Origin of the sequence: Rhodococcus sp. UFZ-B548 (assembly GCF_903819475.1) — a bacterium.
Classification (GTDB): domain Bacteria; phylum Actinomycetota; class Actinomycetes; order Mycobacteriales; family Mycobacteriaceae; genus Rhodococcus_F; species Rhodococcus_F erythropolis.
Genome location: NZ_CAIJDS010000047.1, coordinates 45,640 through 63,693 on the forward strand (window position 1 = coordinate 45,640; position 18,054 = coordinate 63,693).

At 63.2% G+C, this 18,054-nt stretch carries 7 protein-coding genes; 4 read left to right on the forward strand and 3 right to left on the reverse strand.

The window, feature by feature from the left end:
* The first annotated feature begins 37 nt into the window (after positions 1 to 37).
* The 4 genes from H7C86_RS28875 (at position 38) to H7C86_RS28890 (ending at position 3,739) form a co-directional block, all read left to right on the forward strand.
* The gene (locus H7C86_RS28875) at positions 38 to 787 is read left to right on the forward strand and encodes an SDR family oxidoreductase (RefSeq protein ID WP_007728639.1); all 750 of its coding nucleotides are present in this window, start codon (positions 38 to 40) and stop codon (positions 785 to 787) included.
* Positions 784 to 1,728 carry an NAD(P)-dependent oxidoreductase gene (locus H7C86_RS28880; RefSeq protein WP_182262719.1) on the forward strand — a complete coding sequence of 315 codons (945 nt, stop codon included), beginning with the start codon at positions 784 to 786 and terminating at the stop codon, positions 1,726 to 1,728. Before H7C86_RS28875 ends, H7C86_RS28880 begins: the two co-directional genes overlap by 4 nt.
* Positions 1,725 to 2,186, forward strand: coding sequence for a carboxymuconolactone decarboxylase family protein (locus H7C86_RS28885; protein ID WP_019748687.1), 462 nt, complete (start codon positions 1,725 to 1,727; stop codon positions 2,184 to 2,186). Before H7C86_RS28880 ends, H7C86_RS28885 begins: the two co-directional genes overlap by 4 nt.
* Before the next feature lie 86 nt (positions 2,187 to 2,272).
* Positions 2,273 to 3,739 (forward strand): FAD-dependent oxidoreductase, encoded by a 1,467-nt coding sequence (locus tag H7C86_RS28890; protein ID WP_020907950.1) that lies wholly within the window; start codon positions 2,273 to 2,275, stop codon positions 3,737 to 3,739.
* A 10-nt stretch (positions 3,740 to 3,749) separates the two neighbouring features.
* On the opposite strand, the gene H7C86_RS28895 is transcribed toward H7C86_RS28890, so the two are convergent.
* From H7C86_RS28895 to H7C86_RS28905, 3 genes are all read right to left on the reverse strand, one after another.
* On the reverse strand, positions 3,750 to 4,586 hold the full coding sequence (locus H7C86_RS28895; protein WP_019748689.1) for a GNAT family N-acetyltransferase: 837 nt from the start codon (positions 4,584 to 4,586) through the stop codon (positions 3,750 to 3,752).
* Between the two features lie 102 nt (positions 4,587 to 4,688).
* Positions 4,689 to 5,711 (reverse strand): alpha/beta hydrolase family protein, encoded by a 1,023-nt coding sequence (locus H7C86_RS28900; RefSeq protein ID WP_046378652.1) that lies wholly within the window; start codon positions 5,709 to 5,711, stop codon positions 4,689 to 4,691.
* 86 nt (positions 5,712 to 5,797) lie between these two features.
* Positions 5,798 to 18,054: amino acid adenylation domain-containing protein (locus H7C86_RS28905; RefSeq protein ID WP_182262720.1), on the reverse strand; the 12,257-nt coding region annotated here is incomplete at its 5' end.

Below are 18,054 nucleotides of genomic sequence, written 5' to 3' on the forward strand. Positions count from 1 at the left end.
CCTCACCACAGAATCATCACCACGAAAGTAGGTCGACATGGGACGTTTCGACGGTCGCACCGCGATAGTCACCGGAGCAGCGCAGGGTATCGGAGAGGCGTATGCCCGCGCTCTGGCCGCGGAGGGGGCCAACGTGGTCGTGGCGGACCTCAATCGCGAACTCGGTGAAGCTGTCGCCAAGCAGATCACGGCGGACGGTGGAAGTGCCGTGTTCAAGGACGTCGACGTCGCCGACGGGGAGTCGACTGCGGCACTTGCCGACTTCACGATCGAGCAGTTCGGTAGCATCGAGCATCTGGTGAACAACGCTGCCATCTACGGCGGAATGAAGATCGATTCCCTGTTGACGGTGGACTGGGACTACTACCGAAAGTTCATGAGCGTCAACATGGACGGCGCATTGCACGTGTGCCGGGCGGTCGTACCTCATATGCGCGCGAAGGGCGGTTCGATCGTCAACCAGTCCTCCACAGCAGCCTGGCTGTACTCGAATTACTACGGACTCGCGAAAGCCGGCGTCAACAGCCTGACACAACAACTCGCGACCGAACTCGGCTGGTCGAACATCCGGATCAACGCCATCGCTCCCGGTCCCATCGATACGGAGGCGACTCGAACCGTCACCCCCGGCAACATCGTCAAGGACATGGTAAAGCGAATCCCGTTGCAGCGCATGGGAACGCCGGAGGATCTCGTCGGCATGTGCCTGTTCCTTCTCTCCGACGACGCAGGCTGGGTGACCGGGCAGATCTTCAACGTCGACGGAGGCCAGGTGTACCGGTCATGACGGAATCGGCGCCGAAAGCCAGCGCTTCGAAAACCAGACTGGGATACATCGGCCTAGGCAACATGGGCGCGCCGATGGCGCAGCGCCTCCTGGACTGGCCGGGCGGACTGGTGGTGTGTGATGCCCGCGCAAATGCGCTCGAACCGTTCACCACTGCGGGCGCGAGCGCAGCATCGACGCCCGCCGACGTTGCAGCGCAGGCGAGCATCATCTCCGTCACGGTGCTCGACGACGCGCAGGTACGCGAGGTTGTGTGCGGGCCGCACGGGATCCTGTCGACCGCACAGCCAGGCACTGTCGTCGCGATTCACTCCACTATCTCGGACACCACGGCGGTGGAACTCGCTGACATCTGTCAACAGCGTGGTGTTCTGCTGGTCGACGCCCCGATCAGTGGCGGTGCCGGCGGCGCAGCGCAGGGCAGGCTGGCAGTGATGATCGGCGGCTCCGACGAGGCGTTCCAAGCCGTACGCGAGCCCTTCGGATCCTGGGCCGAGCTGGTGGTTCACGCCGGTGACGTCGGCGCGGGAACGCGAATGAAGCTCGCACGCAACCTTCTTCACTTCGTCTCGTTCACCGCCACGACCGAGGCCGCGCGACTCGCCGAAGCAGCAGGACTCGATCTCCGCACGCTCGGAAAGGTCGTCAGGCACACCGATGCGATCACTGGTGGCGCGGGCGCGATCATGCTGCGCGACACCACCGCACCGGTCTCGGAGGACGACCCGTGGTTCTCGATACTGCGGCATGTTCGCAATCTCGGGGAGAAGGACTTGGCCTTGGCCATCAACCTCGGCGATCGGCTGAATCTCGACCTGCCGCTCGCGCACCTTGCGCTCGCCGGACTTGGTGCCGGTCTGGGCGTCGGGAATGACAGCGAAGACAGGCCGGCCGAACCTTCAACGGCGTCTTCGGCATCTACTACTCGGGAGCACGCATGACCGACACCACTCACATGACCGATGCCGGTGGAACCGACGAAAGCCGCATCTCCGAGGCCCGCACTCGTGGCGTCGCGAAGATGAACGAGGTGTACGGCTGGGAGCTTCCCGCCGACGTTCCCGGCGACTTCTTCGCGGTCACCGCCGACCACCTCTTTGCCGACATCTGGACGCGACCGGGACTGTCGGTGCGTGACCGACGACTACTACTGATCGGTGCCATCACCGCCCAGGGGCAGAACGATGTGGCAAAGATCCAGATCAACGCTGCTCTCCACAACGAGGAGTTGACCGAGCAGCAGTTCGAAGAGGCCGCGATCTTCCTGTGCCACTACGTCGGCTGGCCGCTGGCCACGGGACTCAACAATGCGCTGATCGCCGTGAAGGCCGACAGACGTAAAGCCGCGCGCGCCAGGGAGAAGGCCGCAGCCGATTCCGCGAAAACGGACACCGACTGACTTTCGATCGAGATACTGCCATCAGGGCATCAATCACACCCACCGATTCCCCACCAACCAACCAGAAGAACGAAGGATCCGAATCCATGGCCGAGGCCAGCTCAATCCGTCCGCAGTCCGCCGCAAGCATCGAGCAGTGGGACTTCGAGGCTGACGTCGTCGTCGCCGGCTACGGCATTGCCGGAGTGAGTGCTTCGATCGAGGCCGCGCGAGCGGGCGCCGACGTATTGGTGCTCGAGCGCACGAGCGGCTGGGGCGGCGCTGCGGCGCTGGCAGGTGGTTTCATCTATCTGGGCGGCGGGACCCCGTTGCAGCAGGCACTCGGGTTCGAGGACTCCCCCGCCAACATGAAATCGTTCATGATGGCCGCACTCGGGCCCGGCGCCGACGAGGAGAAGATCACCGACTACTGCGAAGGCAGTGTCGAGCACTACAACTGGCTCGTCGACAACGGTGTGCCGTTCAAGGAGAGTTTCTACGGCCAACCCGGCTGGGAAACACCCTTCGACGACGGACTCATGTATTCCGGCGGCGAGAACTCGGCACCGTTCAACACGATCGCGACACCGGCCCCTCGCGGGCACGTGCCGCAGATGAGCGGCAAGCGCACCGGGGAGAAGGGCGGTGGTTTCATGTTGATGAAGCCACTGATCGAGACGGCCGAAAGCCTCGGTGTACGAGCCGAATACGACATGCGAGTCCAGCGCCTGGTCGTCGACGGCGATCGAGTAGTCGGCATCATCGCCAAGCAGTACGGCAAGGAAGTGGCAGTTCGAGCACGCACGGGTGTCGTACTGGCGACGGGCAGCTTCGCCTACAACGAAGCGATGATCCAGTCGTACGCCCCACGGCTGATCGGGCGCCCCGGTGCGGCTATCGAAGAGCACGACGGCAAGGCCATCCAGATGGCGCAGGCACTCGGGGCCGACCTCGCACACATGGATGCAACCGAGGTCGCATTCTTCGGCGACCCCCAGTTGATGATCCGCGGCATCCTGGTCAACGGACGCGGCCAGCGCTACGTCAACGAAGACACGTACCCGGGAAGAATCGGCCAGGAGACGCTGCTGCGCAACGAGAATCAGGCCTACCTGATCATCGACGAAGCTTCCTACGAAGAGGGCTGCGCCGCCGACAGTTCCACACCGTTCTTCAGATTCCAGCCCAAGTGGGTGGCCGAGACCGTCGAGGAACTCGAATCCGACATGGGCCTGCCGGAAGGCACCCTTCAGTCGACCGTCGAGGTCTACAACCGGCACGCCGCCCGTGGTGAAGACCCGGTACTCGGTAAGAAGAAGGAGTGGGTCAAGCCGATCGGCTCACCCGTCGCTGCGCTCGACCTTCGCAATTTCACCGCCGGATTCACGCTCGGCGGTCTGCGCACGTCGATCAACTCGGAGGTCATCCACGTCTCCGGCGAACCGATCCCGGGTTTGTTTGCCGCTGGACGCTGCACCGCCGGCGTCTGCGCCGGTGGATACGCCTCCGGAACGTCCCTCGGTGACGGCAGCTTCTACGGGCGACGCGCGGGAATCAGCGCTGCCAAGGGCTGAGCGCCTCTTCTCAAATGTCAGCGTCCTCAATGTCAGCGTCCTCGCTGCGACGTTCGAGGAACAACGTGTCACGCCACCTGCCACCGAGTTGAGCGATACGCGAGCGAGTGCCGACGATTCGGAATCCGACGGCCTGATGCAAGGCGACACTCGCCCGGTTCTCCGGGAAGATCGACGACTGCACCGTCCAGATCTCACTGGCGTCGGCGGCTTGCACCTGTCGGCGAAGCAGCAGCTTGCCTACGCCGCGCCCGCGAGCGCCGCTACCGATGTAGATGGAGTTCTCGGCGACCCCGCGGTAGCAATCACGCGAGGACACCGGGCTCAGGCTCGCCCAGCCTTCGACTCGGCCGTCGATCTCGGCGACCCATCGATGATCGGGCAACCATTGCGCGTCGAGCTTCTCGGCTGACGGCACCGACGTGGTGAACGTCGCGGTTCCGGTGTCGATTCCTTCGCGGTAGATCGAGCGCACGGCATCCCAGTCGCCGGATTCCATGCGGCGCAGCACCACATCGTCGGGAAGAACTCCCAGTGTGTCTTCGACCGGGCCACGCGCAGCCACGACGGCGGCCGCTGCCATCAGATCGGAGTATGCCGTTCCGGCAACACTGACAACCGAAGTGCCTTCACGCACCGAAGCCTCGACAAAACCGACCTCGATCAAGGCCTCGAGGTGAGCACTCAGCGCCGACGGCTCGAGTGATGCGGCGTGTGCAATCGTGTCGACGTCGATCGGACCGCCGGCAGCGAGTCGGAGCACTCGCAGCCGCGTCGGATCACCCAGGCACGCAAACCTGCGCGCAAGTACATCGGTGTCGAGGGGCGCGAGTGTTTCTGAACTCATAGGGCGACTATAACGCCGCTGACCTGCAGTTCGGTCGGCTAGGTGGGGCGAGCGGGCCCCGAAGTGAGAAACAACTCAGCCGCCGATCCTCGGGTTCACCGGCTAACGCGCACCGATCGACTCGGCAATCATCGACCACGAGTTGTGAAGATCGTCCTGCCAATAACCCCAGGAGTGAGTGCCAGTTGCCCGGAAATCATAGGTGGCCGGGATGCCCAGGGAGTCGAGCCGCTCGGCCAAACGCTGGGTGCACTGGTTCGTCCCGGCCTCGATGACTCCACCCACGATCACCTGGTTCGCCAGAACGCCGAGGTCGCCGTTGACCATCGGTCCGCCCAGATTCTCGTGTGGGCCGGGCAGGCCCGATCCATTGCTGATGTAGAGGTCGACCCCCCGCAATCTCTCGGCGTTGACCACAGGATCGTTGGCTACCCAGCCCGGACCGCCGGGAGGACCCCACATGTTGTCCACGTTGCCGCCGCGGAATCCGACGACGAATCTCACGTAGTCCTGACCGGGTTGAGTACTCGTCTCGGCGCACCCGCTGAAGGCGCCGACGGCACGGTAAACGGATGGCGCCGCCTCGGCCAGGCTCAGAACGGAGGTTCCTGCCATCGACAATCCGGCGACGGCATTCACACCCGTCGTCCCGAGCGTGGCATCGACGATCGGTGGCAACTCCTCGGTGAGGAACGTGGTCCACTTGTTCAGCCCGAGAACAGGATCGGGCTTCTCCCAGTCGGTGTAGTAGCTGTAGGCACCGCCGATCGGGTTGACGACGTTGACGTTCTTGTCGCCGAAGAAGTCGACGACGTCTGTGCGTGTCTGCCACGTCGCCGTGTCCTCGCCTCCGCCCGCGCCGTTGAGCAGGTAGAGAGTCGGCCGGGGCGCACTCGTGTCTGCCGGCCGAATCACCTCGAGTGGGATCACCTTGTCCATTGCAGCGGAGTAGACGTACATCGTCAGCTGACGGGCGTTGATTTCCTCGACGTGATCGAGAGCTGAACTGTCTGGAGGGGATGTTCGCGCCTGATCAGCCGAGGCAAGCGCCGCTTCACCGAACAATCCCGTCCATGCGACGAGGGCGACGACCAGTATCGCCCGAGTACGTCCGATCCTTCTCATTGCCGCTCCTCGTGCTCGATTGCGGTGCCCGGCAACAGCTCGGTGGCGCTCGCTTCACGGGCGTGCGGCTCGGTGGCTTCACGTTGTCATGCCCGTTCGGAGTATCCGGAAAACATCGAGAGCACCCGAGCCATCTCCGGTCCGATGACCGCCATGGCCGGTGCCTCGATCATCTCGTTGTGTCCGCATCGCACCGGTACCTCCACGATCCGGCCCGTCACGAGCGGACGCCATTCCTGTGGCGACCTCTCCCGCGGAATCGTGTCGTCTTTTCCGTCAGCCGGGAAGATCAGCAGGTCTCCCTCGTAGATCTGGGGAACGAACTGGTGCGTGATTCTCTGCGAAGTCTCGTACCCTCTGGCAATCCGCTCGAGGTCCCGACCGTCGACTCCCGTCTCGGGCCCGAGCCTCCGGGCCAGCACGGCCGCCGCCTCGTCGAAGGTCAGATCTCGGTCGGTCTCGATCTCGAGGCCGAGTCCTCGCAGTAGGTCTCGGACGTCGAGTGCGGCTGACGCAGAGGCATCGCCGTTGTCGGGGTAGCTGTCCATCATCGTCAGTGTGGCAACTTCGCGGCCGGACGATTGCAGTTCGACGGCCATGGCGTGCGCGATGACTCCGCCGAGGGACCAACCGAGCAAGTCGTACGGCCCGTCCGGCGAAACGGCTTCCATCTCTTCGACGTAGCGATGCGCCAACTGTTCGATCGACTGATAGTCACCGTCGTCGCTGAGTGCGGGTAGCTGAAGTCCGTACACCGGTCGGTCCTCGGGCAGATACCGCACCAAGCCGGCGTACCCCCAGGACAGGCCGATACCAGGGTGCACACAGAACAGCGGTCGCCCACTTCCTTCTGTCCGCAGCGGAACAACCACGGCGAGAAGCTCTTCCATGCCGGCGTCCACTGTCGGCATGTCGAGGCGTCGAGCGATTCCAGCGGGTGTCGGGTCGAGGAACATCCACTGAAGCGGAATTCTGCGTTGGAAACGGGAGTGCAGTGCGCTGACGATTCGGGTGGCTACCAGGGAGGACCCGCCCAGGTCGAAGAAGCTGTCGGTAGTGCTCACCCGGCTGACACCCAGAACCTCGACAAACGAGTCGACCACGGCGCGCTCGGTGTCGGTGACCGGCTCGCGGAACTCGGCTGCAGCCGAACTGAATTCGGGTTCCGGTAGAGCCTTTCGGTCGAGCTTGCCCACCGGTGTCATCGGAATCCGCTCGAGAAGTACCACTGCCGACGGAACCATGTGCGAGGGAAGTCGGTCGGCTGCGTACGCCCGTATCTCGTCGCTGTCGGAGGCGTCGGCAGCTGACGCACGCACGTACGACACGAGGACCGTTTCACCCGACGGTCCCGTGTAGCCGACAGTCGCGGCGAAGTCCACCGACGGATGGCGTGAGAGAACTGCATCGATTTCCCCGAGTTCGATCCGAAAACCACGGACCTTGACCTGGAAGTCGCTGCGCCCGATGTATTCGAGTGTGTGATGCACTCCATCGCCGGACCCAACGATTTTGGCACTGTCACCGCCGGATTCACGCCAACGCACGACATCTCCGGTGCGGTACATCCGGCGCCCCGGCGATCCGTACAAGCAAGCGACAAATCGTTCCGACGTGAGCGACGCCCGATTATGGTACCCACGTGCCATACCTGGGCCGATGATGTACAACTCCCCCGGCACGCCCACCGGTACGGGCTGCAAACGCTCGTCCAGCACCAGGAAGCCGAAGCCCACTGCCGGCGAGCCGATGTTCACTCCCGCACCGGGTTTCATCGAATCGCTGACACTCGCCTGCACGGTGGTTTCAGTCGGGCCGTAGCCGTTGTGCAGCCTCCGACCCGGCGCCCATTGCGCGACGACCTCCGGCGGGCAGGCCTCGCCCACCAGATCGAGAACACGGAGCGCCTCGAAACCGTTGTCCCCCAACGCCGCCAGCGCGGTCGGTGTAATGGTGGCATGAGTGACCTGCTCGCGCCGGAAAACATCGGCCAATTCGGCGCCACCGTACACAGCAGGCGGAACGATCACGACTTGCGCCGAGGCGCTGAATGCCATCGTCAACTCGAAGATGGAAGCGTCGAAACTCGGCGATGCCAACTGTGAGACATGAGAGTCGTGAGTGACCTCGAACCTCTCACGAGTTTCGGCCGTGAAGCTCGCCAAACCTCGATGAGTAATGTTCACTCCCTTGGGTTTCCCGGTAGATCCCGAGGTGTAGATCAGGTAGGCCGGATGATCGAGGTTCAGTTCACCGGTTCGATCGTCATCGGTGATCGGTTCCGGCGACAGCGCGGCTACCCGCCGGGCGAAGTGTGGGTCGTCGAGTTCCAGCCAGGGAACAACGTCGGGTAGCTGAGTTCGGCTGGACTGAACGGTCAAACCGAGCGAGGCTCGGCAATCGGCGAGCATGTATTCGACGCGCTCGCGCGGATAGGCCGGATCGACAGGCACAAAAGCCGCTCCGGCTTTGGTCACCGACCAGATCGCCACCACCGATTCGATCGAGCGAGGCATTCCCAGTGCCACGAAGGTCTCCGGGCCCACACCGCGACCACACAACTCCCGGGCAACACGATTCGACCACTCGTCCAGGTCGCGATAACTGAGCTGCCGGTTCTCGAGCGACAGGGCCACCGAGTCCGGATCGATCGCCACGGCGTCCGCCAACAACTCAGGCCACAATTTCGGAGGTACTTCGGGGAGCCCATGCGCCGGCGTCAACTCGCGACGTTCAAGATCGCCGAGTAGATCGATGTCACCGATCGGTACCTGCGGATTCCGGGTCACGGCCTCGAGTACACGAACGAACATGTCGGCAAACCCGCTGACCGTACCGGGGTCGAAGAGATCGGTGGCAAAGTCGACGGCTCCGCTCATCCCTCCCGGTGCACCGCGATCGTCGTACTCTTCGGCGAGGAGGAATTCCAGGTCTACCTTCACTACCTCGAGTTCTGGGTCGATCCCGCGGACTTCCAGTCCCGCCAGCTTCAGAATCGGCCGATCGTTGTTCTGGAATTCCAGCGACACCGAGGAAATCGGTGCATAGGCGCTCGACCGTTTCGGCCCGACCGCGTCCACTACCCGCTCGAAGGGAACGTCGGAGTGCGCGAACGCGGCGACGTCGACTTCGCGGCAATGCGCAACCAACTCCCGGAACGATTGAGCCGGGTCGACCTGTGTGCGCAGTGCGAGCGTGCCGACGAACATGCCCACCAGATCATCGAGGGCACGATCTCCCCTGCCGGCGATCGGCGTTCCGATCACGATGTCGTCGGTGCTGCCCAAACGTGCCAGCAAGAGCGCGAGCGCTGCATGCACAGTCATGAATGCAGTGGACTCTTGCTGCCTCGACACGCCTCGGATACGGCGGTGAAGATCACTGCTGATCGAGAAGTGAATCCGCGAGCCGTGAAAACTCTGTTGTGTCGGCCGGTCTCGATCGAGGGGAAGTTCCAAGAGGTCGGGAGCGCCTGACAGTGCGCGTCGCCAGTAAGCCAACTGCTCGGTGATCACCGACCCAGGTTCGTCGCCGGAGCCGAGAATCTCCCGTTGCCAGAGCGCAAAGTCGGCGTACTGGACTGGAAGCGGCGTCCACTGGGGTTCCCCGCCGTACGCGTGGGCCTCGTATGCAATCATCACGTCTCGGGTCAGTGGAGACATCGAGAAGCCGTCAGCCGAGATGTGGTGCACCACTACGGCAAGTACGTGTTCGCGCTCATCGATGGTGAACAACGCTGCCCGCAGGGGAATTCGTGCGGCGACGTCGAAACCGGCCGAGACCATTCGGGCAAGCTCGTCACGGAGATGATGTTCGTCGGTCACCGATGTCTCGGCCAGTTGTGGGAGCGCGGCGCTTTCGGTGGGCACGATGTGCTGGACCGGTCCGTCGCCGTGGACCGGGAACATCGTTCGCAGCGATTCGTGGCGGGCGATGACATCGGACATCGCTGATCTCAAGGCCGGTTTGTCGAGTTCACCGCTCAACCGCACCACGAGCGGAATGTTGTAAGCAGGAGAACTGGTGTCGAGTTGATTGACGAACCACATCCGCTGCTGAGCAAACGACAAGGGGATGTTGTCGGGTCGGGGGCGCGGTTCCAGTCGCTCCGACCGTTCGGCGACCGACTGGTCGATCACCGTGGCCAACTCGGCCACCGTCGGCATCTCGAACAGGTCCCGCACGCCGACGGTAGCTCCGAGCACCGCCCGTAGCCTCGCCGCGACCGAAGTGGCGCTCAGAGAATTTCCACCGAGCTCGAAGAAACTGATGTCGGTACCGACTCGTTCGAGGCCGAGCACCTCGGCGAACACGTCCGACACTGCCTGTTCGACCGGGCCGACAGGGGGACGGAAATCCCCTGTGGTCGTCTCGATTTCGGGTCTGGGCAATGCCGAACGGTCAACTTTTCCGACAGCGGTCAATGGTATGTTCTCCAGCACCGTGAGAACGGCAGGCACCATGTGCGAAGGCAAGCGCCGGGCCACGGCGCGAATCAGGAGCCTGGTGTCCAGTCGACCCGCGGTGGGCACGACGTACGACACGAGTCGGGTGTCTCCGGTGGGGGCGGAATCGGCAACCGTAACGGCAAATCCGACGTTGGGCTCCGACATCAGCACACTGTCGATCTCACCGAGTTCGACACGGAAGCCTCGAACCTTGACCTGGAAGTCGCTTCGCCCGACGTACTCGACACACATGTCCGCCGTCCATCGCACGATGTCGCCGGTGCGGTACATCCGCGTTCCTGGGTCGGCCGGATTGGCAACAAAGCGCTCTGCCGTCAACCCCGGCCTTCGGTGATATCCCCGCGCCACGCCTGGTCCGGCCAGATACAGCTCGCCGGGGACCCCGACGGGAACCGCTTGAAGTCGAGCGTCGAGCACCAGTTCACTGACGCCACTGACAGGTCCACCGATCGTGATGCGTTCCCCGGCGGTCATGGGCGGACTGACGTTGGACATGATCGTTGCTTCGGTCGGTCCGTACGCGTTGTACAGGCGGCGGCCAGGTCCCCAGCGAGCGACGAGATCGGGTGGGCACGCCTCGCCCCCGAATACGACTTCCGAAAGTTGTTCCAGCCCAGCCGGGTCCACCGTTGCCAATGCCGCCGTGGTGATGAACGCGTGCGTGACGGAGTGCTCGGCCAGAAGCTGCGCCAGGTCCTCGCCCCCGTAGATCCCGGGTGGAGCGATAACCATCGTCGCCCCGGCGCCGAAAGCCTGCAGATATTCGAAGAGCGACCCGTCGAAACTCGGAGTGGAGAAGTGCAGCGTGCGTGATTGTGGAGTTGCGCCGTAGCGTTCGCGTTGGTCTCGGGCGAAGTTGTCGAGCCCTCGCTGTGTGACCACGACTCCCTTGGGCACGCCGGTCGACCCCGAGGTGTAGACCACGTAAGCAGCTGAATCCAACCCGATCGGACGGAGTCGGTCGTTGTCGGTCAACGGGCTCCCCGAGAATTCCTCGCACTTCTTCGTGAAATGCGGATCGTCGAGAATCAGCCACTCCGCGATATCGGGCAATCGATCTCGGCCCGCGGTGGTGGTCAATCCGAAGCTGACCATCGAATCGATCAGCATGTGATTGATCCGCTCGTCGGGATAGGCGGGATCGATCGGCACGAATGCAGCGCCCGTCTTGGCGACGGCAAGTATCGACACCACGGACGTGAGAGAACGTGGGACACCGACTGCTACGTAGTCCTCGGTTCCCAGTCCTCGCGAGACCAGCACGCGAGCAATGCGATTGGAGAGGATGTCCAGCTCGCCGTAGGTCAGGCTGCCGTCCGCCGATTCCACGGCGAGCGCGTTCGGATCACGCTGGGCTGCCGCATCGAAGATCTCCGGGAAGACGCGCGACGACCCACCAGCCGTGCCACGGGCCGGCACCAATTCGGCACGTTCGGACGGGGCGAGCACCGACACCACAGCCAAGGGGCGATCCGGCTGGGCACACGCTTCGAGTACACGATGCAGTCGTCCGGCGATCTCTTCGATGTCGGCGGCACCGAAAACCTCGGGTAGGTACTCGAATTTCAGGCGGAGTCTGGTGTCGACCGATGCCACCAGGCTGAGCGGGTAGTGGGCAGCGTCCTTGGCTTCGACATCGATGATCCGGATCCCCGCGAGATCGGTATCGGACGAAAGGCCCTGACGGTCAGCGGGATACGATTCGAAGACAGTCAACGTATCGAATCCGGTCTCCGGCCCCGTGGCTACTTGGATCTCGGAAAGCCCGAGATAGTGATGATCCGACAGCTCTGCTTGCTCGGCCTGGATCCGCGCGAGGAGTGTGCCGATACTTTCTCTCGGGCGCAGAGTGATTCGGACCGGAATTGTGTTGATGAAAAGCCCGATCATGGTTTCGATCCCGGTCAGCTCGGGAGGTCGACCCGACACCGTCGCTCCGAACACCACATCGTCTCTCCCGGTCAGTGCAGCGAGGACGATCCCCCACGATGCCTGAACAATTGTGTTGATCGTCAGCCCGAGTTCACGCGCCATCCCGCGAAGTGAGGTTGTGAACTCCTCGTCCAGATCGAACACCCACTCGGCCGCCATGGTGGAGAGTCGACGAGATCGAACCGCCGGAGCCAACAGCGTCGGTCCTTCGACTCCGCTCAGCGTCCTCGCCCATAAAGCTCGAGAAGCTTGCTGATCGCGGCGGCTCATCCAGGTCAGATAGTCGCGATACGCGCGCGCGTGAGGCAAGGCCGCCACTTCACCGTCAGCGGCATAGAGCGTCGCCAACTCCCGGATCAGCAGTGGCATGGACCAGCCGTCCAGAAGGATGTGATGGTTGGTGAGCACCAGCGTGAACTTTTCGGGGGCGAGAGCAATCAGCGTGAATCTGATCAACGGCGCCTGCGCCATGTCGAACGGGCGCGCTCGGTCCTCCGCCAGTGCTCGATCAAGATCCTGATCTGTTGCACCAGTGAGGTCGATTTCCTGCCACGGCGCTGCCACGGTGCTTCGGACCACCTGGACGGCACGGCCGTCCGCGCCGTGAAGGAAGGCGGTACGCAGGTTCTCATGCCTGTCGAGCAGCGCGTCGGCGGCGCGATGCAGGCGCTCCGAATCGACTGCGCCGGCTAGATCGAGAGCCACTTGTACGAGGTATGCGTCGACCGATCGTTCGGCAAGTTCGGCATGGAACAACAACCCCGCTTGCAATGGAGAGAGCGACCAGACGTCGCTCAGGTCGGGGCACCGGCTTTCGAGGTCGTCGACCGCGTCCTGTCGAAGATCGACCAGATCGAAGTCCGAGGGTGTGAATCCGCCGCTGTCCGTCGCGTACTCACCGAGCCCGGCCAATGCGTCAACCCACCACTGCGCCAGGTGCCGAGCGTCGTCCGCGCCCAGAATGTCCGGTGGGAACGTCCAGGTGGCAACGAGCTGCGGGCCGTCCTCGGTATCACTGTTGTCGGTGTCGCTGTCGTCGACGGTCATCACGTTGACCTCGAGGACGCCGGCGAGTGGGAGATCGACGGCCGTAACCGTCCGCAAGTTCTCGTCGCGGATCGGTACCCATCCCGCTGAAGCGTCGGCCTCGGATCCACCGACGCGTCCGAGGTAGTTGAAACTGATCTGGGGCTCCGGAAGTTGCGAAAGAGTGTGTGCCGTTTCGCGGTTCAGATAGCGCAGCAGCCCGAAGCCGATGCCGCGGTCCGGCACCGCCCGGAGTTGTTCCTTGACGGCCTTGGCAGCGACGCCCGCAGCCGGACCGCCGGCGAAGGCGTCGCTCGGATCCACTCTGCTCAGATCGATCCGCACCGGGAAGATCGACGTGAACCATCCCACCGTGCGAGCAAGATCTGCTCCGGGAACCACCTGTTCCTCGCGTCCGTGTCCCTCGAGGCTGATCAATGTCTCCGGATTTTCGATCCCGCGCTCCCTATGCCAGCGGACCATCGTAAGAGCCAAAGCCGTCAACAAGCCGTCCTCGACGCTCCCGTGAATCGCCTGCGGCACTGTCGTCGACACGGCCTCGGTCAATGCCGTGGGAACTCGTACTTCGATGTCGGTGGTGGCCGAGGCGGTGTCCCTCTTCGTCAGGGCGCGCACACCCAGAGCCGGATCTGGACCCGCGAGCACCTCTCGCCAATAGTCGAGTTCAGCAACCCGATCCGGCTCGCGCGCGGCGTCGACGAGGCCACGTGCCCATCGACGCATCGAGGTCCCGACCGGAGCCAGTGACGGGTCGACGCCTGATTGCACCTGCGCACAAGCAAGTGCAAGATCGGGGATCAGGATTCGCCAGGAAACACCGTCCGTCACCAGATGGTGCGCTACCAGTAGCAACCGTTTCTGGCGCTGTCCTTCCTTTTGAATCTGTCCGTCGGTGTCGAGCAGGACTGCCTGCACCATCACACCTGTCTCCGGGTCGAGCCGCCCCAGAGCTGCGTCGAGTTCTGCCGAGACCGTCTCCGCGGCAGCACCCTCCAGGCTCGCGTGGCGTACGGCGGTCTCCGCCCGCACCGTACCTGCTGGCGCAACGTCCATCCGCCGAGCGGATTCAGGATGCAGCGTCGCCCGGATGCCCGCACGGAGGATGTCGTGGTGGTCCAGCACGACCTGCATCGCCTGTGTCAGCGTGACCTCGTCGAGCGTGGCAGGAACCGCGAGGAGAACAGATTGTGAGTACCGCCGAAAATCTCCGCCGCGATCGAGCATCCATTCCGCGATCGGTGTCAACTCGATCTCCCCGACGCCGCCACCGGGCAACTCGTCGAGAACAGCGTGACCGCCAGACGTACCGGCCGTCTCGGACAGCGCCGCAACGGTTTTGCGTTCGAATACCTCGCGTGGTGAGATCAAAACTCCGGCAGACTTGGCTCGCGTCACCAACTGGATGGACATGATCGAGTCACCGCCGAGAGTGAAGAACGAATCGTCGACCCCCACCTCGTCGAGTCCCAGAACCTCGGCGAACAGGCCCGCAAGGATGCTTTCCGTCTCGGAGGCGGGGCCACGACTCACGGTTGTCTGTAGCCCGAAGTCAGGTTCAGGCAACGCTTTCCGGTCGAGTTTGCCGTTCACCGTCAGCGGCAACGCCTCGAGAACCGTCACGACAGCGGGGACCATGTGTGCCGCCAACCTCTGTGAGAGATACTCGAGCAACGCCGCCGGAGAGACAGTGGCAACGACCTCCGGCACCACGTAGCCCACCAACCGGTCTCTGCGGGCCACGACCGCCGCCTGAGACACGCCCACTCCGGAGAGCAGCGCAGCCTCCACCTCGCCGAGTTCGATTCGGTACCCCTTTACCTGCACCTGCAGATCGTTTCGTCCGAGGTACTCCAGCTGCCCGCTGTCGTTCCAGCGCCCCAGGTCACCGGATCGGTACATACGCGCCCCACTGACGGTGAGGTCGGGAATGAACCGCGCGGAGGTCAGACCGAACCGGCCGAGGTATCCGCGTGAAACCTGATCGCCGCAGACATACAGTTCACCCACCACACCGGGCGGCACCGGGTGCAACCGCTGATCCAACACATACACACGCAATCCGGGCAACGCCCGACCGATCACCGAGGCCGATCCGTCACGCGCCAGCTCACGATCGAGCGGTAGGTGGCTGACGTGCACCGTGGTCTCCGTGATGCCGTACATGTTGACCAGATCTGGTGACGACGTCCCATGGCGGGCGTACCAGCGCGTCAACTGTCCGAAGTCGAGGGCTTCTCCACCGAAGATCACGTAGCGCAATGACAGGGCCGCGCTCCCGATACGCCGGTCGGCTTCCGCCAATTGATAGAAGGCAGTGGGAGTTTGATTGAGCACCGTGACACGTTCGTGCCGTAGCAATTCGAGGAATGCCTCTGGTGAACGGGCCGTGAAGTAGTCGACCAGCACCAGCCGGCCACCGTGTGCGAGTGCGCCCCACATTTCCCAGACCGAGAAGTCGAATGCCTCGGAATGGAACATCGTCCACACATCGCCGCTGTCGAAGCCGAAGAGCGCTCCGGTGTTTGCCAGCAACGTCACGACGCTGCGGTGGGAAACCTGCACCCCCTTCGGACGCCCGGTGGACCCCGAGGTGTAGATCACGTAGGCCACCGAATCGGGTCGGAGCGGTAGCAGCCGGTCTTGGTCGGTCACCGGAAGCGGAGAAAACCTGTGCAGCGCTTCGAGAATCGCCGGGTCGTCCACGGAAATCACTGGAATCTCGTTGTCTGCGATTGCGTCATCGTCTCGTATGTCGTCGCCGTCGGCCCGAGTGGTCAGCACGCACTTGGGTGCGGAGTCACGCAGCACGAAGTCCACGCGGTCGACCGGAGAAGTCAGGTCCACCGGTAGGTATCCGCCGCCCGCCTTCACCACCGCCAGCAATGCCACCACCAAGTCGATCGAGCGGGTCATCGCGACTGCCACCAGGGTTTCCGGCACCACACCCTGAGCCACCAACAGTCGAGCGAGGCGGTTTGCTCGCTCGTCGAGTTCGCGGTAGGTGACGGACAATCCGTCGCAGCGCACCGCCACGGCATCACCGGACGTCAGCACCGCACGATCGAAGAGATCCGACAGCGAATCCTCGTGGGTTCCGACGCCCGAGGCCGAGGCCGATGGCGCAACCAGCATCTCGCTGTATTCGCCAGCCAGAAGTATGTCGATGTCGCCGACGACTGCCGACGGATCCTCGATCACGGCGCCGATTACTCTCTCGAAGCGCTCCGCGATGCGCGTCACCGATACTCGATCGAAAATATCTGTTGCATAACGGAAACCGGCGCTGATACCGGCCGGCCCACCGTGCTCGTCGACGTGTTCCATCACACTCAGTTGTAGATCGAATTTTGCAACCGCGAGATCGATGTCGAGCGAGCGAGCCGTCAGTTCCGGCAATTCGAAGCGCAGTCCCGTATCGGTCTGGAATTCGAGGAGTACTTGAAAGAGGGGTGAATGCGCGGTGGAACGGTCGGGCGAGAGGTGATCCACCAACCTCTCGAAGGCAATGTCTGCATGGTCGAGTGCACCGAGATCCGTTGACCGCACCGCGGCCAACACCTCGGCAAAGGTTGCTCCGGATTGGACGGGTGTGCGAAGCACGAGCGTGTTGACGAACATCCCGACCACATCGTCGAACACCGAAGCACCGCGCCCTGCAACCGGAGTGCCGATCACTACGTCGTCCGACGCCGAAAGTCGTGCCAGCAACACCGCGAGCGCCGCATGCATCACCATGAACAGGGACGCACCATTCTGGTGTGCGAGGTCGGTCAAAACTCGATGGATCTCGGGTGAGAAGTCCATCGAAACCACCGCCCCCTCGGTAGACCGTTTCGGCGTTCGTGGTCGATCGAGAGGGAGCGGCAAGACTTCTGGAATATCCGACAGCTTCGTTGTCCAGTAATCGAATTCATCCGACGTCGACGTTCCCGGACCAACTTCTGCGTCGAGGATCTCCCGCTGCCACAGGCTGTAGTCGGCATACTGGATGGGCAGTGGCTCCCAGTCCGGATTCTGCTCCTGAGCACGGGATGTATAGGCGCGCATCAGGTCACGTGCCAGTGGCGCCATCGAGAAACCGTCCGCCGCGATGTGGTGGACGACGATCGCAAGAACATGCTGCTCCGGCCCGATTCGGAGTAACCTCACGTGCAGCGGGAACTCTTCGGCCACATCGAATCCGACGTCGAAGAACGCGCGCAAATCCGTAAAAAGCCGCTCGCCGGAAATCGGCACGGGGTGGATTCGAGGAGCAGCAAGCGCTTGTTCGGCGATCACCTGGTGGGGCCCGTTCGCGGACGTCGGGAAGATCGTTCGAAGGGTTTCGTGCCGTTCCACCACATCACCCAGTGCGGCTTGGAGCGCACCCGAATCCAGGAAACCGTCCAGTTGTAGTGCGACGGGGATGTTGTAAAGCGGAGACGAGGTGTCGAACTGGTTGACGAACCACATGCGCGCCTGTGAGAGCGATAGCGGAATGTGTTCTGGCCGGGTCTTACCCGCGATTTCTGAAATCCTCGAACCTTCCCGCCCCGAACCTTCCGGCCCCGAACCTCGCAGCACAGCTTGTAGCTTATCGATCGATGCCGCCAGATCAGCGACCACGGGAGTGTCGAACAAGGCCTTCACACCGACATTCGTGCTCGATTCGGATCTGATGCGCGCTGCGACGCGAGTGGCGCTGAGCGAGTCTCCACCCAGTTCGAAGAAATTGTCGTCGGCGCCCACCTGGTCGAGATCGAGCACCTCGGCGATGGCTCGAGCGACCAGAACTTCGGCTCGTGTGCTCGGCGTCCGATAGTCCGCGGCTGTAAAAGTAGTGTCCGGGAGGGCTTTACGATCCAACTTCCCATGCACCGTCACCGGAAACTCCCCCAACACCACCACCACCGACG